This window comes from Microbacterium sp. E-13 (assembly GCF_049912955.1).
In the GTDB taxonomy this organism is placed as follows: domain Bacteria; phylum Actinomycetota; class Actinomycetes; order Actinomycetales; family Microbacteriaceae; genus Microbacterium.
The window spans coordinates 2,614,831-2,638,615 of the sequence record NZ_CP183973.1; the positions used below are offsets into that span (position 1 = coordinate 2,614,831).

Sequence of the window (23,785 nt, forward strand, 5' to 3'; positions counted from 1 at the left end):
CTTCGTACGTCACCTCCGCTGCCTGCGCGCCGTCACGATCTCATCCACCCATGCCGGCACGAGGTCGGTGGCGAAGCCGGCGCGCGCATCGTCGAACGGCACGACGGAGTCGCTCGGCTCCAGGTTGAGCTCCACCGTGTGCGCGCCGAACGCGGCGGCGAGGGCGACATAGCCGGCGGCCGGGTACACAGCACCCGACGTGCCGATCGACACGAACGCCTCGCACGCGACGATCGCCTGCTCGATGCGGTCGAGCCCGTACGGCATCTCGCCGAACCAGACGACGTCGGGGCGCAGCATCCGCTCTCCGCAGACCGGGCAGGCGGGGCGGTCGAGGAGGTCGCCGTCCCAGCCCGGCCTCGCTCCGCAGGCGACGCACAGCGCCCGGCGCAGCTCGCCGTGCATGTGCACCAGATTGCGGCTGCCGGCGCGGTCGTGAAGGTCGTCGACGTTCTGGGTGACGACGAGCAGATCGGAGCCCAGGCCGCCCTCGAGGCGGGCGAGCGCGCGGTGGGCGGCGTTCGGGACGACGGATGCCACGGCTCGGCGCCGCGCGTCATAGAAGGCCAGCACGGTGTCGGGGTCGCGCTCGAACGCCTCCGGTGTCGCGACGTCCTCGATGCGATGACCCTCCCACAGCCCGTCGGGGCCGCGGAAGGTGGGGACCCCGCTCTCCGCCGAGATGCCGGCGCCGGTGAGCACGACGATCCGGGTCATCGAAGCGTTCCGGGAGCGGCGTGCGAGAGCACCCGGTCCCACACCTCGGCGAGGACGAGCCGCGATTGCGGGTCCGACGTCTCGGTCACGATCTCGACGCGCGCGCCGGGGATCCTGGCCTCGAACCATCGTGCCGCCGTGCTCGCGGCGACCGGATCCGCCTGCCCGTTCACGATGAGCGTCTTCGCCGCGAGACCCTCCAGCAGGTCGGCGACCTCGTCGCCGCCGAGCTCCGTCGCCGGCTGCGGCACCGCGACGAGAGCGAGGCGGTCGACGGCGTCGCCGAGATGGGCGGCGACGAGCACCGCGAGCTCGCCGGCGTCACCGACGCCGACGACGCCGACCGTCCGACCGTGCCGCTCCTGCCTGACGAACTGCGCGAGCGTGGCCGCGGTCATCTCGGCCGCCGTCGCACCGCGGTACGCCGCAGGATCGTCGATGTCGTCGACAGTGAGCCCGATCGCAATGATCCTGACGTTGTACCGCGCGGTGACGTTCGGCAGCGGATCGGACAGCGCCGCCATACCCGCTCGGAGCAGCACCACGGTTCGCTCGGCGCCTGGCGCGCCGAAGCTCCGGTGCTCGTACGCGGCGCTCGGGGCGGGGCCTTTGGTCATGCCGAAATCCTAGAGTCCCCGCGACGAGGGGGGCACGTGCGGCCGCACGCGCCCCCCTCACCGGCAGCCGCTCAGGCCATGAGCGGGATCGCTCCGACGAGCACGCCCACCGCGAGCATGGCGAGCGAGACGATGCACGCCCGCCACAGCACCTTCTTGTGGTGGTCGCCGAGGTTGACGCTGGCGAGCGACACCAGCAGCAGGATGGCCGGCACGAGCGGGCTCTGCAGGTGCACCGGCTGGCCGGTGATCGACGCACGCGCCATCTCGACCGGCGCGATCCCGAAGTGCTCTGCACTCTGCGCGAGAACCGGAAGGATGCCGTAGTAGAAGGCGTCGTTCGACATGAAGAACGTGAACGGGATCGACAGGATGCCCGTGATCACGGCCAGGAAGGGTCCGAGCGAGGCGGGGATCACGGTCGTGATCCAGGTCGCCATCGCGTCGACCATGCCGGTGCCGTTCAGCACGCCGACGAGCACTCCCGCCGCCAGCACCATCGAGACCACTCCGACGATGCTCGGGGCGTGCGCCACGATCTCGTCGGCCTGCCCCTTGAGCTTCCGGAAGTTGACGACCAGCGCGATCGCGGCTCCGACCATGAAGACGTACGCGAGCGGGAAGATGTCGAGCACCAGCAGCACCATGACCGCCAGGGTCAGCGCGAGGTTGAACCAGATGAGCTTCGGCCGCAACGTCGCACGGTTCGGGTCGAGCATCGTGTCGGCCATCGCGGTGTCTTCGCGGTCGGCGACGGCGGTCGCAGCGGGAACGCCGGCACGGCCACCCGCGAAGGTGACGATGTTGCCGGTGCGGAGGGTCGCGCGGGCGCCGGGCTTCGTGCCCGACCCGCGGAGGATGCGGGGCGCCGCCGGCGCGCCACTGTCGCCGGACAGACGAGACCCGTCGATGCTCCCGATGCGCTTGCGCTCGGAGAGCCCGAGGAACCACGCGAACGTCAGCGCGATCACGAGACCGGCCGCGAGCGAGGGCAGCATCGGCACGAAGATGTCGGTGGGCTGCAGCCCGAGCGCGGTCGCCGCCCGCACGGTGGGCCCGCCCCACGGCACGATGTTGAGAGTGCCGTTCATGAGTCCCGCGACGCACGTGAGCACGACGGGGCTCATGCCCAGGCGCAGGTAGATCGGCAGCATCGCGGAGGTCGTGATGATGAAGGTCGTCGATCCGTCGCCGTCGAGCGAGACCGCGCCCGCGAGGAGCGCCGTCCCCAGTACGACCTTCGCGGGGTCGTCGCCGAGTAGCCGCGTGATCACGCGGATGAGAGGGTCGAAGAGCCCCACGTCGATCATGATGCCGAAGTACATGATGGCGAACATGAGCAGCGCCGCCGTCGGGGCCATGCTGCCGATCGCGTCGATGATCATGTCGCCGAGCCCGAGCCCGGCGCCGGCGAACAGCCCGAAGGCGGTCGGCACGAGGATCAGCGCGACCATGGGGGTGAGCCGCCGCGTCATGATCAGGGCCATGAACACGAGGACCATCGTGAAGCCGAGCGCCACGAGTACCCATTCGGGCGGCACGAAGGCCGTGGCATAGCCCTCGTCGGCCTCGGCGGCCTGGAGCAGGAAGGGAGCTGCCGCGTTCATGTCGACTCCTTCGTCGTGGGGGTGCGTCTGGTTCGTCGCACCGGTCGCGGTGCGTTCACGTGAGGTTAGGAGCGAGCACGGCATCCGCGCGCGCTAACTCGCATTCCTGCAGGTTGTGCGCGTAGCGTGTCTTCTGCGCATTGTGCTCACGTGCGCGCGAGGTTCGAGGGGACGGCTCGGACCCGGGAGGTGTCATGCGCTTCGCGACGCGACTGCTGCTGGTCCAGGTGGCGACGGTGACCGCTGTCGTCGCGATCTGCGCGCTCGTCTTCGGGTGGTTCGGCGTTCGGCAGCTGCGGGAGGAATCGGAGGCCGCGGCCCTGAACATCGCGCGGACGGTCGCCGAAGATCGCGAGGTGAAGACCCTGGTGGCAGAGTTCTCGGCGGACCCGGGAACACCGGATGCCGCAGACCTCCGCGGGGGTCCTCTGCAGCGGATGGCGGCCGATGTGGCGGACCGCACCGACGCCCTCTTCGTCGTGATCACGGACGACCACGGCATCCGGCTCGCGCATCCGACCGAGGCACTCCTCGGCAAGGTCGTCTCGACCCCGTTCGCCGAGGTGCTGGAAGGCAACGAGGTGGTCGACTGGGAGGTGGGCACCCTCGGGGAGTCCGCCCGGGCCAAGGTGCCCGTGTACGCGGAGGGCGGCACGAGTCCCGTCGGGGAGGTGAGCGTCGGCTTCGAGAGCGCCAGCGTCTTCGACGACCTGCCCGCGCTCGTCGCCACCATCCTCGTCGCGGCCGTCGGCGGCGTGGCGCTCGCGACACTCGCCACTCTGCTGCTCCGGCGACGCTTCGAGCGGCTGACACTGGGGCTCCAGCCCGAGGAGCTCGTCGCCCTCGTCCAGAATCAGGCGGCGGTGCTCGAGGGCGTCGGCGACGGCGTGGTGGCCGTCGATCCCGACGGCGTCGTGCGGGTGTGCAATCAAGCGGCCGAGCGGATGCTGGGACTCGTGGCCCCCGTCGGGCGCCGGCTCGACGACCTGCCGCTGCCCGACGCCGTGCGGCTCGCCGTCCGGGATGGCGCGTCCGGCGTGGAGACGGTGGTCGGCGACCGGGTGCTGTACCTCGACACCCGTCCGGTGCTGCGCGACGCCCGCGCGCTGGGCGAGATCCTGGTGGTGCGCGACCGCACCGACGTGGAGGCCCTCGCCGGGCGGCTGGAGACGGTCCGTGCCATGACGGAGGCCCTGCGCGTGCAGCGGCACGAGTTCGCCAATCGCCTGCACGTCGCGTCCGGGCTGATCGACGCCGACCGCGTCGACGAAGCTCGCGCCTTCCTCGGCGACGTGGCCGAGCGCGGGGCCGTGGACTTCGGCGTCACGGGCCTGGAGCGGGTGCCCGACGCGTTGCTGCAGTCGCTGATCGGCGCGACCGCGGCTGCGGGCCGGGAACGAGGCGTGACGGTGCGCATCTCCGACGACACCCTGCTGCTGGGCGAGGTCGTCGGGGCGGAGGACGTCGCCGCCGTCCTCGGCAACCTGGTCGGCAACGCCGTGACCGCCGCCGTCGCCGGACCCGAGCCGGGCTGGGTGGAGATCGCCCTGTTCGGCGACGGGGACGAGCTGGTGGTGACGGTCTCCGACTCCGGGGGCGGCATCCGTCCGCGCGGGGCGGACCCGTTCTCCCGCTCGAGCACCCCCGGGGATGGGCTCAGCGACGTCGACGCCGTGCACGGGCACGGCTTCGGCCTGCCGCTGTCGCGCGATCTCGCCCGCCGCCACGGTGGGGACGTCTGGCTGATCGACCCCGGCGGGGAGGGCTCCGGGGCCGTCTTCGGTGCGCGACTGCCGGGCGCTCTGGGCCACGTCGGCGCGAGGGAAGAGGCCGCCACCAGTGTTCAAGCCCACGCGATCAGAGGAGAGGGCGACACATGACCCCGAGCATCCGCGTGCTGGTGGTGGACGACGACTTCCGCGTCGCCGGTCTGCACCGCGACGTCGTCGCCTCCCGCAGTGGCTACATCGCGCTTGACGCGGTGCATTCGCTCGGCGCCGCACGGCAGGCCGTGCGCGCGCACGCGCCGGATCTGCTGCTCGTGGATGCGTTCCTTCCCGATGGCGACGGCGTGGAATTCGTCGCGGCGACCGGCATCGACGCCTTTCTCCTGTCGGCCGCCACCGATGCCGCGACCGTGCGCCGTGCGTTCCGAGCCGGCGCCATCGCCTACCTGGCGAAGCCGTTCGAGTCTCGCGTTCTGGCGGACCGGCTCGACCGCTATGCGCGCATGCGGAACCTGCTCATGACCGACCGCCCGCTCGAGCAGGAGCAGATCGACCGCGCACTGGCGATCATGCACGGCGGGGCCGAACCGGCCTCCCTCGCACGGTCGGCGACCGAGCAGCTGATCCTCGAGGGTCTCGGCGACGATGAGGCGTCGGCGGCCGAAGTCGCCGACCGCGTCGGGATCTCGCGGGCGACCGCCCAGCGCCATCTCGCCGGACTCGCCAGCCGCGGACAGGTCGAGGTGCGCCTGCGGTACGGCACGACGGGCCGGCCGGAGCACCGCTACGTCGCCGCGCGCTGAGCGCGGGGGCTAGGGCGAGGGCGAGGGCCCGGAAGAGACCTCGATCAACTCCTGAGGAGCGCCCGCAGCGTTTCGATCGTGTCGGCCTCGGCGGCCCGCTTGTCGGGCCGGTAGCTCTTCACGCGGGCGAAGCGCAGGGCGACCCCACCGGGGTACCTGGTGGAGCGCTGCACGCCGTCGATCGCGATCTCGACGACCGTCTCCGGCCGCACGTGCACGGCGTACGGGGAGCGGTGCGTCTCGATGGTCGGGAAGAACTCGGTCTGCCAGCGAAGGGTCGCATCGGTGAGTCCTTTGAAGGTCTTGCCCACCATCACGAAGCCCCCCGGGTCGCCGAACGCGCCGTCCGGGTCGAGCGCCCCCAGGTGCAGATTCGACAGCTGCCCCGTACGTCGGCCCGAGCCCCATTCGACGGCGAGCACGACGAGGTCGTAGGTCAGCACCGGTTTCACCTTCAGCCAGCTCTTGCCGCGCCGGCCGGCAGCGTACGCCGCGTCGAGGCCCTTCACCATGACGCCCTCGTGGCCCGCCGCGAGGGCCTCGCGAGAGAACTCCTCGGCGCGGACCGGGTCGTCGGTGACGATGCCGGGCATGCGAGCGTCTCCCGCGACGCGGCCCAGGATCTCGAGCCGCGTGCTGAGCGGCTCGTCGATGAGGTCGCGGCCGTCCAGATGAAGGATGTCGAAGAACCACGGCTGCAGCGCGACCTCCGGCGCCGTCTCGGAGCCGAACCGGGCCATGGTGTCCTGGAACGGACGGGGCCCGCCGTCCTCGTCGAGCGACAGGGTCTCGCCGTCGAGGATCACCCGCCGTGCGGGGAGGGCCCGCGTCGCGTCGACGATCTCGGGCACGCGATGCGTGATGTCGGCCAGGCTCCGGGTGAACACGCGAACGTCGTCGTCGTCGCGGTGCACCTGGATGCGCGCGCCGTCGAGCTTGTATTCGACGGATGCTGCTCCCCCGAGCGTCTCCAGCGCCTCGGCCGGGGAAGTTGCCGTCGAGGCGAGCATGGGCAGCACTCCCCGGCCGACCTCGAGTCCGACCTCGGCGAGGTCTTCAGCGGTGCCGGTGAGCGCGATCCGCGCGGTCGCCCCGAGGTCGCCCGACAGCATCGCGGCGCGGCGCACGGTCGGGGCGTCCCTGCCGGACGCCTTCGCGACCGCGTCCAGCAGCACCCCCTCCAGGGCGCCCGTGCGAAGCTCGCCCCGCAGGACGCGGGAGAGGAAGTCCCACTCCCCCGGTGTCGCCGCGCGAGCCAGCCCGGCGAGCACGGTCGCGCGCGTCGCGACCGACCCGGGTCCGTCGGTGGCGCCGAGCCGGTCGAGCGCCTCATCGACAGCCCCGATGGTGAGGGTGGGTTCGGCGGCGTGGGTGGCGCTCAGGTTCGACAGGCTGCGCCAGCCGACGCCGACGCGCCCCTGTCGGGGGCTCGCTGTCAGGAATCCGATCGCCGGGCCGATCTCATCCGGCTCGAGCGCGCGCAGCGCGTCGGCGAGCGCGGCGACCTTGGCCAGCCGGGACGACGTCGAGGCCACGGCATCCGTCGCCGACACGAGCTCGTGGAGCAGCATGCCCGCATTCTCGCATCACGTTCCGACACTCCGCCGGAACGGGCGGGGGCACAGCGGCGCTGTCAGCCGAGAGCGGCGAAGACCTCGCGCAGCGCCCGCTCGAGATCGCGATGTGCGAACTCGTACCCTGCGGTGGTGAGCGTCTCCGGGACGACCCATCGGCTCTTGAGCACGAGCTCGGGCTCGGTGCGCAGCGCCCACATCGCCGGCTCCAGCATGAATCGCCAGGCGGGCAGTCCCACCGGCGCGCCGACCGTGCGCCGGAGCGCCGCCATGAGCCGGCTGTTGTCGGAGGCGTGCGGAGCAGAAAGGTTCACCGGACCGGTGATCGCCGGGTGGTCGCGGAGGAAGCGCACCGCTCCGACCACGTCGTCGATGTGGATCCAGCTGAAACGCTGGCGTCCGTGCGAGCGGTGCCAGGGCGCGCGCGCCTCGCCCGTCGGGTGCGGCCCGATGCCGCGGTAGCGCCGGTGAGGAAACCACCAGCCGTCGTGCTGAGGCCCGCCCAGTCCGATGCGCGCGAGGCGCACGAGCGTTCGCGTGGCGGGGCCGTCACCGAGCACGATCGCCATGCGCAGGGCCACGCGCCTCGTCGCGCCCAGCTCACCGGCGAAGAACTCGTCCTCCCACGTGCGCGCGACATCCACGGAGAACCCGGTTCCGAGTTCGCCCGCGGTCTCGGTCTGAGGCCGGTCGAGCGCGTAGCGGTAGATCGTCGCGGTGCTCGCGTTCATCCACACCGCCGGCGGCGTGGTGGCGGCAGTGATCGCCTCTCGCAGCTCCCGCGTGGTCCGCACCCGCGAGCGCAGGATCTCGTCGCGGTTCGCGTCGGTGTAACGGCAGTTGACGGACTTGCCCGCGAGGTTCACGACGATCGCCGCCCCGTCCACCAGATCACGGATGCCGCGGCCATCGCCCCACGATGCATCGGCGTCCGCGCGGCCGATGGTGCGCACCTCGCAGCCGTCCTCGCGGAACGCCTGCACGAGCGCGTAGCCGACGAAGCCCGATGCGCCGGCGACGACGGCGACCGGCCGGCTCACCCGTGCGCCGGCGTCACGCGAGGGCCTCGGCGACGGAATCGATGAAGCGGAGGTGCTCATCGAGGCTTCCGGAGGGGGTGATCGCCCGCAGCACCACCTCGTCGGCGGCCCCGCGGTAGGCGGCGATCCGCTCACCGAGCCCGTCGGGGCGGATGACCGTATCGCCGGCCGCAACGCCCAGCCGCGCGAAGTTGGCCGCATAAGCCGGGTATCCCGCGTAGCGCTGCGCCTCCTCGTCGAGGGCGGGCACGGCGGCACCGTCGGTGGCTGTCCGCACGTACAGCGCGGCGTGCGTCTCGGGCACGAGTTCGTGTGCCTGCCGCGCCTGAGCCGCCGCAAGGCCGGGTGTGAGCCAGCTGAGCAGGACCCCGTCGGATGCCGTCGCCCCGGCGCGTCGCATCTTCGGGCCCAGCGCCCCGACCACGACGCGCGCGCGGGTGTGCTCGCGAAGGGCGGTGGCGGCATCCGTCACCGCCTGTACCGCGCCGGCGCGCAGCTGGCCGGACCCGATGCCGAGCGTCAGTCGCTCGGGCGGCAACCCCGCGGCCGCGGCGAGGATCTCATCGGGCGAGCGGCGATCCACCGGCAGCACTCCGGTGGAGAGGCCCAGACGCTCGGTCGCGCCGGCCGCCGCCTCGAGGAGCCGGAGCGCGTCATGGCCCGGCGTGTCGTTCACCCAGAGCGCGTGGAACCCGGCTGCCTCCGCCGCCGTCGCGACGCGGGCGGCGAGTGCGGGACCGGCCGCCGCGGCGATGCCCAGCGAGAGCGCGCCCGTCATCGCGCGTCGGCCGTCACGAGGCGAGCGACCTCGCCCGCAGCACGGTAGAACTCTGCGATGTCTCCCCGCGAGGCCGGCAGCAGCACTACGTCGTCGACCCCGGCGTCGAAGAACTCCCGCGCGCCCGCGGCAACGTCGGCCGGTTCGCCCCACAGGGCGCGCGAAGCGGGGTCCGGCTTGTCGCCCACATCGGAGATCGCGCGCGCCTCGGCATCGGCGCCGAACGCGGTCACGACGTACGCGACGACGTCGTGCGCGCCGCTTCGCCCGGCTGCCTGACGCGCCTCGCGGATGGCCGCCGTGGCGGTCGCGTGCTCCGCGGCGGTGTGCCCGCTGTCGAGCACCGTGCCGTCGGCGACCTCGCCGCTCAGCCGGAGCGTCTTCGGACCCTCGGCGGCGGCGTAGACCAACGGCGGCGTGGCGGGCGGGTAGTCGAGACGCACGGCGTCGAGCTGCACATACCGGCCGTCGACGCTCACCTGCTCGCCCGCGAGGAGACCCTTGAGCGCCGGAACGTACTCCCGCATCAGCGTGAGCGGCGAGGCGACGCGCGCGCCGACCTGACCCATCCACTCGAGCACCCCGTGGCCGACACCCGGCAGCAGCCGGCCGGGGAACAGGCGCTCGATCGTCGCGACCTCCATCGCCGTCGCGGCGACGTTGCGCAGGGGCATCGGCGCGATGCCGATCCCGATCCGCAGCGATTCGGTCCACGCGAGCGCGGCGCCGACGGTCGAGAATGCCGAGAGACGGAAGCAGTCCTCCCAGATCCACAGTTCGGGCAGCCCTGCCGACTCGGCGGCGAGCACGGCGTCGCGGAACTCGTCGGGCGAATGCGTATAGGGATTGAAGATCGCTCCGAGGCGGGTCATGCACCCACTCTGTCAGCGGTCTCCGACACGCGCACGTCGACACGGGCTAACGCGCCCGTCGTGCCCGCGCAACCCCGTGCGCCGCCACGCGCGCGTCGTCCACGCTGAGGGCATGGCGCGTATCGGCACATCCGGCTGGGTCTACCCCCACTGGCGGGGCGTGCTTTATCACGGTGCCCAGAGCGGCTGGCTCGACCAGTACATCGCCGAGTTCGACGCCGTCGAACTCAACGGCAGCTTCTACCGCTGGCCCTCCGACGCGCGTTTCGCCGCGTGGCGCGAGCGCCTCCCCGACGGGTTCGAGATGGCGGTGAAGGCTCCCCGGGGCCTCACGCACGCGCGGCGGCTGCGTGAGCCGGAGGTCTGGATCTCGCGCGTGACACGCGGCCTGCACGAGCTGCGCGGCCGCCGCGGGCCGCTGATCGTCCAGCTCCACCCGGGCCTCGAACGCGACGACGCCCGGTTGGACTACTTCCTGTCGGCACTGCCGGTGTGGACCCGGCCGGCGATCGAGTTCCGGCATCCGTCCTGGACCGACGAGGCCGTCTTCTCGATCCTCGAGCGTCACGGCGCAGCCTACTGCGTGATGAGCGGCGCGCACCTCCCCTGCATCATCCGCGCCACCGCGCACCTGGTCTACGTACGCCTGCACGGCCCCGACACCGAGCACCTCTACGGCGGCTCGTACTCCGACGAGGACCTCGCCTGGTGGGCCGAACGCATCCGCGAGTGGGAACGCGACGGTCACGAGGTGCACGCCTACTTCAACAACGACGGCGGTGGCAACGCCGTGCGAAACGCCCGCACCCTGAAACGGATGCTGCAGCCCTGACACGCGAAAGGGCGCCGAGCCCATCGGCTCGGCGCCCCTGTCTGCTCCCCTGTCACGAAGTGCCCGCGGCGGCGGCAGATCGCGACAGGCGAGCAGGGTCGATGCTTCGGCTACGCGGCGACCGCGAAGGACGAACCCGCGACCACCGTCAGCTCGTCGGCAGCGGCATCCACCGTCACCGTTCCACCGTCCACGAGCGCACCCGTGACGAAGAGGTCGGCGATGCGGTCGTCGACCTCGCGCTGGATGAGGCGGCGCAGCGGCCGGGCGCCGTACTCAGGCTCGTACCCGTTGTCGGCGAGCCAGGCGACCGCGGAGTCAGTCACCACGAGCTCGACCTCGCGCTTGGCGAGACGGTCGTCGGATGCCCCGAGCAGCAGTCGCACGATGCTCTGCAGCTGCGGCTTCTCGAGCTTGCGGAACAGCACGATCTCGTCGATGCGGTTGAGGAACTCCGGACGCATCGCCTCGCGGAGCTTCCCGAAGACGCGATCGCGCAGATCCTTCTCCGTGCCGAAGCCGGTCGCGCCGCCGCCGTCGGCCAGGAAGCCGATGGCACCGCCACGAGAGGCGAGGAACTCCGAGCCGAGGTTCGACGTCATCACGACGACCGTGTTGCGGAAGTCGACCGTGCGCCCCTGTCCGTCGGTGAGCCGGCCGTCGTCGAGCACCTGCAGCAGCAGATTGAACACGTCGGGGTGAGCCTTCTCGATCTCATCGAAGAGAACGATCGAGTACGGGTTGCGCCGCACCCGCTCGGTGAGCTGACCGGCCTCGTCGTAGCCGACGTATCCCGGAGGGGCTCCCACGAGGCGCGACACGGTGTGCCGCTCGCCGAACTCGCTCATGTCGAAGCGGATCACGGCGCCCTCGTCGTCGAACAGGCTCGCGGCCAGGGCCTTCGCGAGCTCGGTCTTGCCCACGCCCGTCGGCCCGAGGAACAGGAACGACCCGACCGGGCGACGGTCGTCGCCCATGCCCGTGCGGTTGCGGCGCACGGCCTTCGCGACGGCGGTGACCGCATCCTCCTGCCCGACGACGCGGTTGTGAAGCTCGTCCTCGAGCGCGCCCAGCCGCTCCCGCTCGGTCTCCGTGAGGCGGTTGACCGGGATGCCGGTCGCCCGGCTGATCACGGCAGCGATCTGCGTCTCGTCCACGACGTGCGCCCTGTCCGCGGTGGCGCCGGCCGCCGTCGCGCGTGCGAGGCGCTCCTGCACCTCGGCGATCTGGTCGCGGATGCGCGAGGCCTCCTCGTAGTGCTCCGCAGAGACGGCGGCGTTCTTGTCGGCCTCGAGGGTCGCGAGCCGCTCGATGAGTCCGCTCACGTCGACCTGGGAGCCCAGCCGCAGTCGCAGGCGGGCGCCGGCCTGGTCGATGAGGTCGATCGCCTTGTCGGGGAGCACGCGCTCCGTCACGTACCGGTCGCTCAGCTCGACGGCGGCGCGCAGCGCATCGTCGGTGTAGACGATGCCGTGGTGCTCCTCGTACGCGGGCTTGAGGCCCTGGAGGATCAGCACGGCGTCCTCGATCGACGGCTCGCCGACCCGCACGGGCTGGAACCGGCGCTCGAGCGCCGGGTCCTTCTCGACGACCCGGTACTCCTTGAGCGTCGTGGCGCCGACAAGGTGCAGCTCGCCGCGGGCGAGGCGGGGCTTGAGGATGTTGCCGGCGTCCATGCCGCCGTCGCCGGCACCACCGGCTCCCACGACCGTGTGAACCTCGTCGATGAAGACGATCAGCTCGCCCTTCAGCGCCGAGATCTCGTCCATCGTCTTCGTGAGGCGCTCCTCGAAGTCACCCCGGTAGCGAGTGCCCGCCAGCATCGCAGGAAGGTCGAGGGCGATGACGCGCTTGCCGAGCAGCTGCTCGGGCACCTCGCCGGCCACGATCGCCTGGGCGAGGCCTTCGACGATCGCCGTCTTCCCGACGCCCGCCTCGCCGACCAGCACCGGGTTGTTCTTCGTGCGGCGGCTGAGGATCTCGATCGTCTGCTCGATCTCCTCCGCGCGCCCGATCACCGGGTCGAGCCCGCCGCCGAACGCGCGGGCGGTGAGGTCGGTGCCGTACGTGTCGAGCATGGGGGTGTCGGATGCCGCAGCATCCGTCCTCTCGTCCGCCGCGCTCGTCTCGCCCCGCGTCACGGTCTCGCGCGCGCCCTGCGTCAGCGCCTCGGCGGTCACCCCCGCGCGGGCCAGCACCTGTCCCGCTGGAGTGTCCTGCGCGAGCACGAGCGCGAAGAAGAGGTGCTCGGGGTCGACGTACGTCGAGCCCGACGAGCGCGCGACCTGGAAGGCGTGGAACAGCGCACGCTGCACCGATGACGTGACGACCGCGCCGTCGAGGTCGGCGGGCGCCGTCGCGGCCGGAAGCCGCTCCTCGGTCGCGCGCACGATGGCGTCGGCGTCGGCGCCGACGCGGTGGACGGCGTCGCGGGCGGGAGCCTCGGCGACGAGGACGCGCAGCACGTGCAGCGCGTCGAGCTCCTGCTGGCCGCGGTCAAGGGCGTACTTGCCTGCGCGTTGCAGCAGTTCCTGGGTGCGGGCGCCCAGGTAGCGGCTCAGGTCGATCGAGCGCTCGGCGCGCGCGCGCTCGCCCGCGAGGTAGCGCGCCAGGAACTCGTCGAACGAGCTTCCGTCGCCGCCGGCCTGAGGGGTGAAGTCTTCGGGCATTCCGTCTCTCCTGAAACTTGAGTGAACCGGCATCAAGTTTTGAACTTGATACGGGCATTGTCAAGTTCAACCGGATGCGAGCGGAGATATTCCCGCCTCATACCGCCGGCCTCGACGTGTCGGAGGCTCGGCGTAGCGTGAGGCATCGGAGGATCCACCACTCGAAGAAGAGTCACCACTCGAAGAAGAGTCACCACTCGAAGAAGAGGGAGAACCATGGACTGGAAGATCGAACTCATTCACGTACCGGTGTCGGATGTCGATCGCGCCAAGGAGTTCTACGAGCGGATCGGCTTCCACGCCGACCATGACCAGACGCCGTTCGACGGACTCCGATTCGTGCAGATGACACCGCCGGGTTCGGCCTGCTCCATCGCCTTCGGCACCGGGCTCGGCGGAACGCTCGAACCCGGACAGCAGAACACCATCCAGGTCGTCGTTCCCGACGCCGACGAGGCACTGGCCCATCTCCGCGCACTCGACGTCGACGCCGACGGCGTCGACGAGCAGTCGTGGGGTCGTTTCGTGACGTTCGACGACCCCGACGGAAACACCTGGACATTGCAGCAACTCCCGCCGCGCCCGTGAGAAGCGGCGTCGTCGCCCGCCGGCTCCTGCGCGTCAGTGGCGCCCGCCCGGCGGGCCGACGATGAGCAGAATGACGAACAGTGCGACGACCGCGAGCGCGATCAGGGCCCCGAGCACCCACGGGCGTCGCAGGAACCACCGCATCAGCCGGTCATACCAGGTACGGTCGCGCGGGTCGTCGGTGGCCCCGAGACGCCAGTCTCCCGCCAGCCGACCGCTGCGCTGGAGCCACAGCTCGACGGGAATCGTCGCGTACGGCACGACGGCGCTCACGAGCGCGACGACCGTCGGGGCGACGCGCCACCGGTTGTTGAGGGCGACGAGGATCACCGTGGCGCCGAACGACAGGAAGACGAATCCGTGGATGCCGCCGCCGACCGTGACGGCGAGCGGCCAGTCCGTCGTTGCACGGATGATGAGCCCGGCGATGAGGAGCGTCCACGAGATCGCCTCGAGGATCGCGAGGGCGCGGAACAGGGTATGCGGAGTGCGGAACACGCCTTCAGGTTAGCTGAAGCTGCTTCAGCTAACCTGAAGGTTGACCGTGCGCCGAATCCGACGATGCGGAGTCCATCCCGACGGGCTCCTCGTGAAGGCCCTCGAGTGCCGCCGCGAGCGCGGGCGTCGCGGACGAGAGTGCGGCGTCGAGGGCAGCGAGCCGCTGTTCGGCCGCACGCAGCACTTCTGCTCCTCGGGCGGTGACCCGCAGATCCGATGCCGCGCCGGCGTGCTTCGTGGCGTCGGCGACGAGTCCGTCGGCCACGAGGGTCTGCACGGCGGTGTGGGCGGACTGGACGGTGATCTGCGATCTCCGGGCGAGCTCGCTGAACGAGATGCCGGGCGTCGCCTCGACGTGTGCGAGAAGCCCGTACTTGCGGGTTGTGAGCCCGAGGTCGCGGAGTTCCGTGCCGAGGTGCGCATCCCAGACCGCACCCAGGGTCAGCAAGGCGATGACGGGACTGAACGGACGGTCTGGCACCGTTGAATGCTAGTCCCGGCGTCACCCGACGGCACGTATTCGCAGCGCGTGACGGACCGGGAGCGTCTCGCGGCTACCGTGGGACGGTGACCTTCTCACTCGATGGACTGCGGCGCTGGCCCGACGTCGAGGCACCCGGGCTCGTGGCGACGGATGCCGCGGACCGGCTGATCCTCGACGAGTCCGCCGTGGCCCGCGCCGGCCTCCAGGACGGTGAGCTGGTTGTGATCGGCGACGGCTACGGCGCGCTCACCTTGGGCTCCGCCGCCGACGGCGCGGGGCGCATCCGGGTGCACCAGGATCCGCTCAGCGGCGAGCGGGCGCTCGCGGCGAACGCCGGGCGATTCGGGTTCGGCGGCGCCTTCCGCTCGCTACCACTCTCATCCGAGCTGGTGAGCGGCGCACGGGTCGTGCTGCTGCGCCTCCCCCGATCGCTCGGTGCCCTGCGCGACATCGCGGGTCTCATCGCCGGCTACGCCGACCACGAGGTGGTCGTCTTCGCCGGGGGTCGGGTGAAGCACATGACACTCACCATGAACGATGTGCTCCGCGACAGCTTCGGGCGGGTGGACGTCACGCACGCACGGCAGAAGTCCCGCGTGCTGATCGCTCGAGACCCGCAGGGCGGTCATGAGCCGACCCCCGACCGCGAGTCTCACGACGGGGTCGTCGTCTGCGCGTTCGGCGGAGCGTTCGCCGGCGCGGCGATCGACATCGGCACCCGATTCTTGCTCGACCATCTTCCCCCGGTGGTCGCGGGCGGTGATCGGCCGATCGACTTCGCTTGCGGGACCGGGGTCGTCGCTGCGGCGCTCGCGTTGCAGCATCCGGATCTCCACGTTCTCGCGACCGACCAGTCGGCGGCGGCGGTGGCTTCTGCCGCGGCGACGGCGAGAGCGAACGGGGTATCGGACCGCGTCGAGGTCGTTCGCGACGACATGCTGGGGTCGCAGTCCGATGCGAGTACGTCGTTCATCGCGTTGAACCCGCCTTTCCATTCCGGTTCTGCGGTTCACGAGGGCATTGCCCCGCGCATGTTCGCCGAGGCCGCCCGAGTGCTGCGTCGGGGCGGCGAGCTCTGGGCCGTCTGGAACTCGGGCCTCCGCTACCGGCCGGCGCTCGAGCGGCTCGTCGGACCGACCCGCCAGGTCGCGCGGAACGCCAAGTTCACCGTCACCGCCTCGACCAGGCGCTGAGGCTACTCGGTCGGTTCGGGTGACGGCTCCGGCGCGGGCGCGGGGCCGAAGAGGCTCCATGCCCCGTCGGCGCACTCGTAGAACTGGACTGTTGCCGTGTCGATGAACACGTCGCCATCTGCGGTGCAGTCGTCGTCGTCCGGTGGGGCTGTGCCGAGAGTCACCTGGGTTCCGGGGGCGCCCGGCTCGCCCTGCTCGCCCTCGGCCCCTTGCTCTCCTTGGGCGCCCTGTTCGCCCTGGGCGCCCTGCTCGCCCGCCGGGCCCTGCTCTCCGGTGAGGTTCTCAGCGGCGGACTCGCGGATGTTGCCGACGTACGTCCAATCGTCCTGGAACAGGTACACGTCGGCGGTGAGGATGTCGATGTAGACGTCCCCCTCGAACCCCTTCCCTGGTTCGGGCGCACCGGACCCGGCCCGCACGGCCGACCCGGCGGGGAGGATCTCGGCGAGCACGTCTTCGTAGTCCGGCGCGGCGGTGGCGGATGCTGTCGGCACCGGTGCCGGCGCCGCCTCGGCGGTGTCGACCGATCGGGCAAGCCACGAGCCGAGGAAGGCGGCGAAGAACGACAGCAGCACGAACGCCAGACCGAACCAGACCAGCGTTCCACGGGTCACCGGCGCGACCTGAGCCGTCGCGGACGTTCTCGCCGCATCAGCCTCATCGTCCACGGCACTCCCCTTTCACCGCGCACCTTGCGACCCCGGCTCCCACAGCCGGTCGTCGATGTGACCACTGTAGGAACGCCCCGGCCCCGTGTCACGCGTTCCGCGGAAATCGGCTTCCGCGGCCGCAGGTCGACGTGGCCCGATCCTCGGTCGCGTCGCCAGCACGGCAGCCGTAGCGAAGGATGTCGCCCAGGAAAGGGGGTCGCCCAGGAAAGGGGTCGCCCAGGAAAGGCGCGGTCAGAAGGGTGCGTCATGGGCGTCCGTCGACCGAAACACCGGCACCGGGCGTTCGGGCTCGACGAGGTACTCGCGGCCGGTGGGCGACGTCCAGAGGATGGCGCCGCCCGAGCCCGGGACGTGTTGGATGGTCCAGTCGGTGTGGTGTTTCACGGTGTGGTGGCCTTGGCAGAGTGGGCCGAGGTTGGTCAGTGCGGTGGGTCCGCCGTGGGCCCAGTCGATGTGGTGGTCGGTGTCGCAGCGGGTGGCGGGGATGCCGCAGCCGGGTGCCATGCACCGGTCTGCCCGCCATTTCACCAGTTTCTGCAGCGCCGGGGGCGGCCGGTACTGGTCGCGGCCGACGGAGAGCACCATGCCGGTCTCGGGGTGGGTGAGCACCCGCGTCCACCCGGCCGCCCCACCGGTGAGTTCCTTCGCGAGAGGCAGCGGGATGGGGCCGACACCTTCCACCACCGCCGGGTCGATCCCCGCGGCGGCCCGCTCGGTGTCGGTGTCGTGGAGCAGGGCGAGCACGGGGACGGTGACGAACACCGTCGCCCGGATCCCGCGCGCCTGCTCCGGATGCGCGGCGACCGTCCCCTCGACGAGCAGGTCGAGCAGCACGTCCGCGCGCGCCTGATCCAGGGTGCGCGTGTCGTTCTCGTCGGCGGTGACCGTCGTGGCCATTGCGGTGGCGCGGGAGTGCACGGCGTGGATCGCGACCATCGGCGCGTACAGATGCAACCACCCCATGGCGTCCTGGTCGGGCTCCACGACGATCCGCCGCTTCGTCACCGCGTGCGCGTATCGTTCGGTGAGCGTCGCCGACCGCACGGTGTCGATGAGCGCCCGGAGTTTGCGGCGGAACGTGCCCACCGGCTCCGCCTCGGCCAGCGCCAGCCCCCGCTCCAGCACCCGGTCCCGGAGCTCCGGTTCCAGCTCGTTCACCGCCGCCACCAGGATCTGCGCGTGCCGCTCGGTCACCCGCGCCCGCTCCAACGAGGCCAGCACCGCCGGATAGTCGTGCACCATCGCCTCCGCGAACCCCAGCAAATCGCCCGCGGCATGCTCCGTGATCCGCAACGCGGCCGCCAGCTCCAACCGGATCCCCCGCTCGACGACTTCGGTCAGCACCCGACCCCGCACCGCCGCATCCGCCAGCGCCTGCCGCCGCAACGCCTCCACCCGCACCAGCCGCTGCGCGGCGAACACCGAGATCATCTCCGCCACCTCGACCACCAGATCCACCTCATCCGGGACAACCGGGTCGGGAAGGTCCTGCTCGATCAACATGACTCGACCCTAGAACATACCTACGACACTCGGAGTGCGGCATCCACAGCCGAGCAATGAGATCCAAGACGCGGATCGTATTCAGCGGCCTGCCGCACTCACCCGGGACCGGAGCCGAACCAACCCCACCCCGGATCGACGCGCCTGCGATCTCGACGGTGCGACGCGCCACGGCACCGCGCCGAGCAGAGTTCAGCGCAGAACTCAGCGCAGCGCACTCGTCGGCTCGTAACGCTCTGGCACGATCTCCAGCTCGCCCTGCCCCGCGGTGAGCGAACGCAGATCGAGCACATAGCGCGCGAGTTCGGCATCCGGCACGGTGGCGCGGATGCGAGCCCGACCGTCGTCGTTGCGCTCCGTCGATCCCACCCGGGCTCTGCGGCTGGCGAGATCGGTGAGCACGGGTCCCTGCAAGTCCGCGGGAACGGTCACGGTGACACTCGACACCGGCTCGAGCAGCACGGTTCCCGCCTGCGCGAGCGCAGCCTTCACTCCCAGCGACGCGGCCGTGCGGAACGCCATCTCGGACGAGTCGACCGAGTGGGCTTTGCCGTCGTACAGCTCGACGCGCACGTCGACCACCGGGTGACCTTGGGGCCCGCCCGTGGCCAGCGCGTCGCGCGCGCCCTTCTCGACGGCCGGGATGTAGGAGCGCGGCACCGCACCGCCGACGACGGAATCCTGGAACTCGAACCCGCCGCCGGGCGCCAAGGGTGACACCCGCAATTGGACGACGGCGAACTGCCCGTGACCACCAGACTGCTTCTTGAGCTTGCCTTCGGCGCTGGCGGACCCCGCGATCGTCTCGCGATAGGCGACCGGTGCCGGAGAGGTCGCGACGTGAACGCCCAGCACCCGCGCCAGGCGTTCGACCGCGACGGCGACATGGGTGTCGCCGAGCCCGCGCAGGATCGTCGCCCCACCCGTGCGGTCGACGATGAGCGTCGGGTCGTCCGACACGAGCCGTGCGAGAGCCGTCGAGAGCTTGGCATCGTCGGACTGCGATACCGGTTCGAGACTGACCGCGTAGACCGGATGCCGGTCCGGCAGACGCACGGGACGCGCGCCGGTGCGCGGTCTGGTCCACAGGAGCGAGCCGGCCGGTGTCCCGGCCAGCTTGGCCACCGCGCCGACTTCGCCTGCCCGCAGCGAATCGGCGGGAAGGTGCTCCGAGCCGCGCAGCCGGAACAGTGCCGGCATCCGCTCGTCGACGCCCGTCGTGGCGTTGTGCAGCCGATCACTCGGTCGCAGGACGCCGGAAAGCACCTTGAGCATGGCGACCTGACCGACGAAGGGGTCGGCGAGCGTGCGGAAGACATGCACGAGCGGCTCGCCCGACGCATCGATCGCCACCGACTGCAGCGTGCCGCCTTGGCCGGTTTCATCGACGCCGATGCGGATGACGGCGTCCCGCGAACCGGGCGGTGGGGCGAGCTCGCACAGCAAATCGGCCACACGGTCGATCCCGGTCCCCGTCATGGCGGAGCACAGCAGCACCGGCACGGCCTCCCCGGCAGCGACTTCCTTCGCCAGCGTGCGCCCGAGGTCCCGCGCAGACGGCTCCTCACCGTCGAGGTATGCCTCGAGCTGGGCGTCGTCGTGCGACACGATCTCTTCGGTCGCATCCTGATGGAGTCGATGCTCCTCCTCGATGATGTCGGGCGGGATCGCCTCCTCCCGATGATGCCCTGCCTCGTCGTACACCAGCAGGTGCTCACCCAGCACATCGGCGATCGCGTGGAATCCCTGTTCCTCTCCCACCGGCAGCTCGAGCGGCACGAGGCGTGGACCGAACTCGCTCCGCAGCTCGGCGAGCACTCGACGGAAGTCGGCTCGCGCCCGGTCCTCCTGAGTAACGACCACCAGGCGAGGGACTCCCGCGGCATCGGCGCTCGCCCACGCGGCCTTCGTTCCGGCGGTGACGCCGTCGACGGCGCTCACGACGACGACCGCGATGTCGGCGACCGAGAGAGCCGCATCCACGGCGCCGATGAAGTCGGGATGACCGGGGGTGTCGGCGAGAGTCAGCGCCGTGCGCGCGCCGTCTTCACCGGTCCAGACCAGGTAGGCGAGAGAGAGGCCGAGCGAGACGCCTCGCGCCGTCTCCTCTGGTTCGAAATCGCTGACCGTGGTGCCGTGCTCGACGCTCCCCGTCCTCGGGATGGCGCCCGCACGGTGCAGGAGCGCCTCGCACAGGGTGGTCTTGCCGGAGCCCCCACCTCCGACGAGCGCGACGGTTCGATGGGTGACAGGGGACGCGGCATCCACGCAGACCTCCCGCGACGGTGCGGACTCAGAATGGTACGTCCATCGTGGCGGGGATGCCGCGGCCGCGCCAGGCCAAGTGCGAGACGGATGGGATGACCGGGGGGCCGACGCGAGAATGCCGGCACCCCCGATAGCCGCGAGTTCGGGACCCGCGGCCGGGGTGCCGGACCGGGGCTCCGGCGCTATCCCCCATTGAAGAGACAACGCGCGACGGCATCTATTACGCGAGTTGGACCGGGTTCACTTTGCGCGGGCGCCCCCAGTGCCGGGCACTCACCACGAAGGCGGGGAGCAGGAGCGTTCCCCGCCTTCGTGACTTGCTGGAACGAGCGGATGCTTCTACTCCACGGTCTTCGCGAGAGCGCGTGCCAACTCCTTCGCGTACTGGACTTCGACGAAGTAGAAGGCCAGCACGGAAAGCAGCACGATGGCTTCTGCCACCGCGCCGAGGGCGGCTGGGTCGTTCGACAGCACGGCCACCGCACAGACCAGCACGACGAGGCCGACGACGCGGATCATCAACAAGTGCTCCTTCTTCCGGGCCAGCGGCGTTGCCTCGAAGGTACGGTTCACTTGCTCGCTCTCTCACTCATGAGCCGCAGTCAGGCGACTGCTTCCTCTGCAGACCGGAGCTTGTCGGCGAGTGCCGCTGCCACCTGCGCAACGTACGCGGTTGAGGGGATCAGGCGGCCGGTCTCGACCTTGCTCAGATACGCCACGGAGGTGTCCGCCGCGGCCGCTGTCTCCTCGAGAGTGAGGCCCGCGAGCTTGCGGAGATGCCGGAGAGATGCCCCGGTGGTGATCTCTTCTGCCTGCATGTCAAAGACAAAATCATATCTTTGACACCGCTGCAAGGCCTGAGTATCGAATTCACCCGGAAGATCTGCGACAGGTAGTCAAATCTTCTTGAATGTTTGACGCAGAATCTCGCGGCAGCTAGCGTGTGACCATGTCAAAAACCCGTTTCGAACTGCTGACATACGAGCAGCGCGAGAGCCATGCGAAGCGCATCAAGTCGCTTCGGCAGGCTCGCGGTCTCACGCAGGACGATCTGGCCGGGGAGGCAAAGGTCTCACGCGCGACCATCAACAACTGGGAGAACGGGGCGACCGTTCCCCAGCCCGACAAGCTCGAGGTGGTGTTCCGCGCGCTCGGCGTGCAGCTCGACGAGAGTGAGTTCGAACCGGCGACGCAGGAGTGGCTCGCGGTGCTGGGCGTACTCGTGGAGCGGATCCCGGCCGGCGAGCGACAGCCGGTGATGAACAGCGCGATCACGCTGGTCGCGCGAGCGACTCCGTCCAATGTCGGCGACCCGTACGAACATCAAGACCTGCCCGCTCTCGATGACCAGCGGGAGAAGACCATCAGGCGCTCATCGCCGCGCATGGCCGCCAAGAGATCGGCGCCGCCAGATGAGGCGGAGCATTAAGGGGTAGCGTGCGCCAGCTGCTCCGAGAAGCGCGTCGCCTCGGCGTCAGCGTCCACATCGCGCGGATCGACGATGATCCATCGCTGCGGGGCTACTACGTCGCGGACCGAGGGATGATCGTGCTTCGGTACGGGCTGACCCGCGCCGAGACGCGCAGCGTGCTCGCCCACGAGCTCGGGCACGCCTTCTACCGCCACGCGTGCGATGGGCCCGCCGCGGAACGGCAAGCCGACATCTATGCCGCCCGTCTGCTCGTCGATGCGGAAACGTATGCCCGGCTCGGACGGGTGAACCCCGACCCGCACGACCTCGCCGAGCGACTCGACGTGACCGTCGACGTCATCCGCACGTTCGAGGCCCACTGCCTCACGCGCCTCGGCGGCGTCACCTACGCATCGCCGAAGATGGGCGCTCGCCAGTGGGCATATCGAGCGGCTTCCGCCTGATCTGCGGAACGTGCCTGTCACACACGGGCGGGCCGGTCAGATGAACCCGGCGACCAGGTGAGCGGACCCCACCCGCGCCTCCTCGGATGAGCCGTACACTCCTGCTGTGGATCACGCAGACGACGGGTCCGCGGCGCGCTCCAGCGGGCGCCGCGTCCATGTTCCCGGATTGGGCGAGCGAGACGCTCCTGCGCGGGTGACGGCTTTCGAGCTGTTCTTCGATCTGGTCTATGTGTTCGCCTTCACTCAGGTGTCGCGATTGATGGCCGAGGCGCACAGCGGTCTGGGAGTCCTGCAGGGCCTGGTGGTGCTGGGGCTGCTGTGGTGGACGTGGGTCGGCTTCAGCTGGATCTCGAACCAGGCCTCCGTCGACCAGCCCGCGTTCCGGCTCGGGATGACGGTCACGATGATCGCCGTGTTCGTCGGTGCCCTCACCATTCCCGAGTCCTACGAGGATCTGGAGGGAGGCTGGTACGGTCCCCTCGTCTTCGCCGGCGCATACGCCACTGTGCGGATCGCGCACATCACCATTTATGCCGTCCTGTCCCCCGGCGACCCGCTCCTGCGCCGCCAGCTTCTCATCTTCCTCGCGGCACTGGTACCCGGCGTGGCGCTGATCCTCCTGGGCGCCGCGGTCGGCGGGCAGGCTCAGCTGTGGCTGTGGATCGCGGCGATCGTGTACGACCTGGCCGCCACGCGCGTCGGGTCGATACTCGGGCGCGGCTGGCGAATCCCCTCCGTACAGCACTGGGCCGAACGGTACGGGCTCGTGGTGATCCTCGCCCTGGGCGAATCGATCGTCGCCATCGGGGTGGGAGTAGCGGCGGAGCCGATCGACCTGCCGATCATCCTCGGCTCGGCTGCCGCGATCGTGGTTTCGGTGCTGCTCTGGTGGTCGTACTTCGCGCGGCTCGCGGTCCGCGGCGAACACCGCCTCGCGGAGGTCGACGAGCACCGGCGCGCCGTACGCGGCGCGGACGCGTACTCCTACGCCCATCTGGTGATCATCGCGGGAATCATCGTGGCGGCCCTGGGCATCGAGGACGCCATGAAGCACGTCAGCGACAGCAGGGGCCTCGGATGGTTCGGGGCGATCGCACTCGCGTCGGGGATTGCGGCGTTCGCCGCGGGGACGGCACTGTTCGCCTTCCTCATCGGCGAGCGCGCTCCTGCCTTCCGGATAACCGAAGCAGCCGTCATCCTCGTGGCGATCCCGTTGCTGGCGAGCGTTCCGGCGCTGGCCGCACTCCTCCTTGTCGGAGCCATCATGGGAATCATCGCCGCGGCCGAAGCCACGGCCGACCGCCGCCGGGCTCGCAGTGCGGCCGGCAGCTAGGGCACATCTGGTTCCGCGACCGCCGTCGCCGCTTCTTCACCTCCTGAGGATCGGCGGGTCAACTTCGACCAGATCCATATCGCCTCCGGGCATGGGAAGGATGAGAAGCTGCCGGCCGCCAGCGTCGCCTTCG

The 23,785-nt window shown here is 70.7% G+C and carries 23 protein-coding genes; 8 read left to right on the top strand and 15 right to left on the bottom strand.

What is annotated here, in order from left to right; translation table 11 throughout:
- Window positions 1–9: 9 nt before the first annotated feature.
- The 3 genes from ACN9MP_RS12040 to ACN9MP_RS12050 all read right to left on the bottom strand — a co-directional run bounded on the left by ACN9MP_RS12040 (window position 10) and on the right by ACN9MP_RS12050 (window position 2,941).
- Complete coding sequence (locus ACN9MP_RS12040; protein ID WP_426320480.1) at window positions 10–717, bottom strand: NAD-dependent deacylase; 708 nt, start codon at window positions 715–717, stop codon at window positions 10–12.
- Window positions 714–1,334: an alpha/beta fold hydrolase gene (locus ACN9MP_RS12045; protein ID WP_426320482.1), complete on the bottom strand. Its 621-nt coding sequence runs from the start codon at window positions 1,332–1,334 to the stop codon at window positions 714–716. The genes ACN9MP_RS12040 and ACN9MP_RS12045 overlap by 4 nt, the downstream gene beginning before the upstream one ends.
- A gap of 71 nt (window positions 1,335–1,405) precedes the next feature.
- Window positions 1,406–2,941 carry a CitMHS family transporter gene (locus ACN9MP_RS12050; RefSeq protein ID WP_426320484.1) on the bottom strand — a complete coding sequence of 512 codons (1,536 nt, stop codon included), beginning with the start codon at window positions 2,939–2,941 and terminating at the stop codon, window positions 1,406–1,408.
- Window positions 2,942–3,135: 194 nt separating this feature from the next.
- Between ACN9MP_RS12050 and ACN9MP_RS12055 the strand changes: the two genes are divergently transcribed.
- Together ACN9MP_RS12055 and ACN9MP_RS12060 are read left to right on the top strand one after the other, a co-directional pair.
- Window positions 3,136–4,821 (top strand): ATP-binding protein, encoded by a 1,686-nt coding sequence (locus ACN9MP_RS12055; RefSeq protein WP_426320486.1) that lies wholly within the window; start codon window positions 3,136–3,138, stop codon window positions 4,819–4,821.
- Window positions 4,818–5,471, top strand: coding sequence for a response regulator (locus ACN9MP_RS12060; protein WP_426320488.1), 654 nt, complete (start codon window positions 4,818–4,820; stop codon window positions 5,469–5,471). The genes ACN9MP_RS12055 and ACN9MP_RS12060 overlap by 4 nt, the downstream gene beginning before the upstream one ends.
- Before the next feature lie 44 nt (window positions 5,472–5,515).
- Here ACN9MP_RS12060 and ACN9MP_RS12065 read toward each other — a convergent pair whose 3' ends face one another.
- From ACN9MP_RS12065 to ACN9MP_RS12080, 4 genes are all read right to left on the bottom strand, one after another.
- The gene (locus tag ACN9MP_RS12065; protein WP_426320490.1) at window positions 5,516–7,042 is read right to left on the bottom strand and encodes an ATP-dependent DNA ligase; all 1,527 of its coding nucleotides are present in this window, start codon (window positions 7,040–7,042) and stop codon (window positions 5,516–5,518) included.
- A 62-nt stretch (window positions 7,043–7,104) separates the two neighbouring features.
- A complete protein-coding gene (locus tag ACN9MP_RS12070) occupies window positions 7,105–8,145 on the bottom strand; it encodes an epimerase (RefSeq protein WP_426320492.1) in 1,041 nt (346 codons plus the stop codon).
- Entirely contained in the window at window positions 8,099–8,863 is a 765-nt protein-coding gene (locus ACN9MP_RS12075) for an LLM class flavin-dependent oxidoreductase (RefSeq protein WP_426320494.1), read from the bottom strand. Before ACN9MP_RS12075 ends, ACN9MP_RS12070 begins: the two co-directional genes overlap by 47 nt.
- Window positions 8,860–9,735: an LLM class flavin-dependent oxidoreductase gene (locus ACN9MP_RS12080; RefSeq protein ID WP_426320496.1), complete on the bottom strand. Its 876-nt coding sequence runs from the start codon at window positions 9,733–9,735 to the stop codon at window positions 8,860–8,862. The genes ACN9MP_RS12075 and ACN9MP_RS12080 overlap by 4 nt, the downstream gene beginning before the upstream one ends.
- Window positions 9,736–9,847: 112 nt before the next feature.
- On the opposite strand from ACN9MP_RS12080, the gene ACN9MP_RS12085 reads away from it, so the two are divergent.
- The gene (locus ACN9MP_RS12085) at window positions 9,848–10,567 is read left to right on the top strand and encodes a DUF72 domain-containing protein (protein ID WP_426320497.1); all 720 of its coding nucleotides are present in this window, start codon (window positions 9,848–9,850) and stop codon (window positions 10,565–10,567) included.
- Window positions 10,568–10,677: 110 nt separating this feature from the next.
- Here the strand turns inward: ACN9MP_RS12085 and ACN9MP_RS12090 are convergent, their stop codons facing one another.
- Window positions 10,678–13,236 carry an ATP-dependent Clp protease ATP-binding subunit gene (locus ACN9MP_RS12090; protein ID WP_426320498.1) on the bottom strand — a complete coding sequence of 853 codons (2,559 nt, stop codon included), beginning with the start codon at window positions 13,234–13,236 and terminating at the stop codon, window positions 10,678–10,680.
- 216 nt (window positions 13,237–13,452) lie between these two features.
- On the opposite strand from ACN9MP_RS12090, the gene ACN9MP_RS12095 reads away from it, so the two are divergent.
- Window positions 13,453–13,824: a GNAT family N-acetyltransferase gene (locus ACN9MP_RS12095; protein ID WP_426320500.1), complete on the top strand. Its 372-nt coding sequence runs from the start codon at window positions 13,453–13,455 to the stop codon at window positions 13,822–13,824.
- A gap of 33 nt (window positions 13,825–13,857) precedes the next feature.
- On the opposite strand, the gene ACN9MP_RS12100 is transcribed toward ACN9MP_RS12095, so the two are convergent.
- Both ACN9MP_RS12100 and ACN9MP_RS12105 read right to left on the bottom strand, forming a co-directional pair.
- On the bottom strand, window positions 13,858–14,322 hold the full coding sequence (locus ACN9MP_RS12100; protein ID WP_426320502.1) for a DUF3817 domain-containing protein: 465 nt from the start codon (window positions 14,320–14,322) through the stop codon (window positions 13,858–13,860).
- A gap of 28 nt (window positions 14,323–14,350) precedes the next feature.
- Window positions 14,351–14,803: a MarR family winged helix-turn-helix transcriptional regulator gene (locus ACN9MP_RS12105; RefSeq protein WP_426320503.1), complete on the bottom strand. Its 453-nt coding sequence runs from the start codon at window positions 14,801–14,803 to the stop codon at window positions 14,351–14,353.
- Window positions 14,804–14,889: 86 nt separating this feature from the next.
- Between ACN9MP_RS12105 and ACN9MP_RS12110 the strand changes: the two genes are divergently transcribed.
- Window positions 14,890–15,999, top strand: coding sequence for a class I SAM-dependent methyltransferase (locus ACN9MP_RS12110; RefSeq protein ID WP_426320505.1), 1,110 nt, complete (start codon window positions 14,890–14,892; stop codon window positions 15,997–15,999).
- A 2-nt stretch (window positions 16,000–16,001) separates the two neighbouring features.
- Here the strand turns inward: ACN9MP_RS12110 and ACN9MP_RS12115 are convergent, their stop codons facing one another.
- From ACN9MP_RS12115 to ACN9MP_RS12135, 5 genes are all read right to left on the bottom strand, one after another.
- Complete coding sequence (locus ACN9MP_RS12115) at window positions 16,002–16,667, bottom strand: hypothetical protein (protein ID WP_426320507.1); 666 nt, start codon at window positions 16,665–16,667, stop codon at window positions 16,002–16,004.
- Between the two features lie 234 nt (window positions 16,668–16,901).
- The gene (locus tag ACN9MP_RS12120) at window positions 16,902–18,173 is read right to left on the bottom strand and encodes a DUF222 domain-containing protein (RefSeq protein WP_426320508.1); all 1,272 of its coding nucleotides are present in this window, start codon (window positions 18,171–18,173) and stop codon (window positions 16,902–16,904) included.
- Between the two features lie 204 nt (window positions 18,174–18,377).
- Complete coding sequence (locus ACN9MP_RS12125; RefSeq protein ID WP_426320510.1) at window positions 18,378–20,441, bottom strand: elongation factor G; 2,064 nt, start codon at window positions 20,439–20,441, stop codon at window positions 18,378–18,380.
- Window positions 20,442–20,780: 339 nt separating this feature from the next.
- The gene (locus ACN9MP_RS12130; RefSeq protein ID WP_426320512.1) at window positions 20,781–21,014 is read right to left on the bottom strand and encodes a hypothetical protein; all 234 of its coding nucleotides are present in this window, start codon (window positions 21,012–21,014) and stop codon (window positions 20,781–20,783) included.
- A 29-nt stretch (window positions 21,015–21,043) separates the two neighbouring features.
- Entirely contained in the window at window positions 21,044–21,259 is a 216-nt protein-coding gene (locus ACN9MP_RS12135) for a helix-turn-helix domain-containing protein (RefSeq protein ID WP_426320513.1), read from the bottom strand.
- Window positions 21,260–21,390: 131 nt separating this feature from the next.
- On the opposite strand from ACN9MP_RS12135, the gene ACN9MP_RS12140 reads away from it, so the two are divergent.
- The 3 genes from ACN9MP_RS12140 (at window position 21,391) to ACN9MP_RS12150 (ending at window position 23,652) form a co-directional block, all read left to right on the top strand.
- Entirely contained in the window at window positions 21,391–21,870 is a 480-nt protein-coding gene (locus ACN9MP_RS12140) for a helix-turn-helix domain-containing protein (RefSeq protein ID WP_426320515.1), read from the top strand.
- Between the two features lie 8 nt (window positions 21,871–21,878).
- Window positions 21,879–22,316: an ImmA/IrrE family metallo-endopeptidase gene (locus ACN9MP_RS12145; protein WP_426320516.1), complete on the top strand. Its 438-nt coding sequence runs from the start codon at window positions 21,879–21,881 to the stop codon at window positions 22,314–22,316.
- Window positions 22,317–22,422: 106 nt separating this feature from the next.
- Entirely contained in the window at window positions 22,423–23,652 is a 1,230-nt protein-coding gene (locus ACN9MP_RS12150; protein WP_426320517.1) for a low temperature requirement protein A, read from the top strand.
- Window positions 23,653–23,785: the final 133 nt, after the last annotated feature.

Bases quoted from the DNA above. Each gene is read 5' to 3' on its own strand.
- ACN9MP_RS12040 (WP_426320480.1), bottom strand. From the start codon at position 717: ATGACCCGGATCGTCGTGCTCACCGGCGCCGGCATCTCGGCGGAGAGC.
- ACN9MP_RS12045 (WP_426320482.1), bottom strand. From the start codon at position 1,334: ATGACCAAAGGCCCCGCCCCGAGCGCCGCGTACGAGCACCGGAGCTTC.
- ACN9MP_RS12050 (WP_426320484.1), bottom strand. From the start codon at position 2,941: ATGAACGCGGCAGCTCCCTTCCTGCTCCAGGCCGCCGAGGCCGACGAG.
- ACN9MP_RS12055 (WP_426320486.1), top strand. From the start codon at position 3,136: ATGCGCTTCGCGACGCGACTGCTGCTGGTCCAGGTGGCGACGGTGACC.
- ACN9MP_RS12060 (WP_426320488.1), top strand. From the start codon at position 4,818: ATGACCCCGAGCATCCGCGTGCTGGTGGTGGACGACGACTTCCGCGTC.
- ACN9MP_RS12065 (WP_426320490.1), bottom strand. From the start codon at position 7,042: ATGCTGCTCCACGAGCTCGTGTCGGCGACGGATGCCGTGGCCTCGACG.
- ACN9MP_RS12070 (WP_426320492.1), bottom strand. From the start codon at position 8,145: ATGAGCACCTCCGCTTCATCGATTCCGTCGCCGAGGCCCTCGCGTGAC.
- ACN9MP_RS12075 (WP_426320494.1), bottom strand. From the start codon at position 8,863: ATGACGGGCGCGCTCTCGCTGGGCATCGCCGCGGCGGCCGGTCCCGCA.
- ACN9MP_RS12080 (WP_426320496.1), bottom strand. From the start codon at position 9,735: ATGACCCGCCTCGGAGCGATCTTCAATCCCTATACGCATTCGCCCGAC.
- ACN9MP_RS12085 (WP_426320497.1), top strand. From the start codon at position 9,848: ATGGCGCGTATCGGCACATCCGGCTGGGTCTACCCCCACTGGCGGGGC.
- ACN9MP_RS12090 (WP_426320498.1), bottom strand. From the start codon at position 13,236: ATGCCCGAAGACTTCACCCCTCAGGCCGGCGGCGACGGAAGCTCGTTC.
- ACN9MP_RS12095 (WP_426320500.1), top strand. From the start codon at position 13,453: ATGGACTGGAAGATCGAACTCATTCACGTACCGGTGTCGGATGTCGAT.
- ACN9MP_RS12120 (WP_426320508.1), bottom strand. From the start codon at position 18,173: ATGTTGATCGAGCAGGACCTTCCCGACCCGGTTGTCCCGGATGAGGTG.
- ACN9MP_RS12135 (WP_426320513.1), bottom strand. From the start codon at position 21,259: ATGCAGGCAGAAGAGATCACCACCGGGGCATCTCTCCGGCATCTCCGC.
- ACN9MP_RS12140 (WP_426320515.1), top strand. From the start codon at position 21,391: ATGTCAAAAACCCGTTTCGAACTGCTGACATACGAGCAGCGCGAGAGC.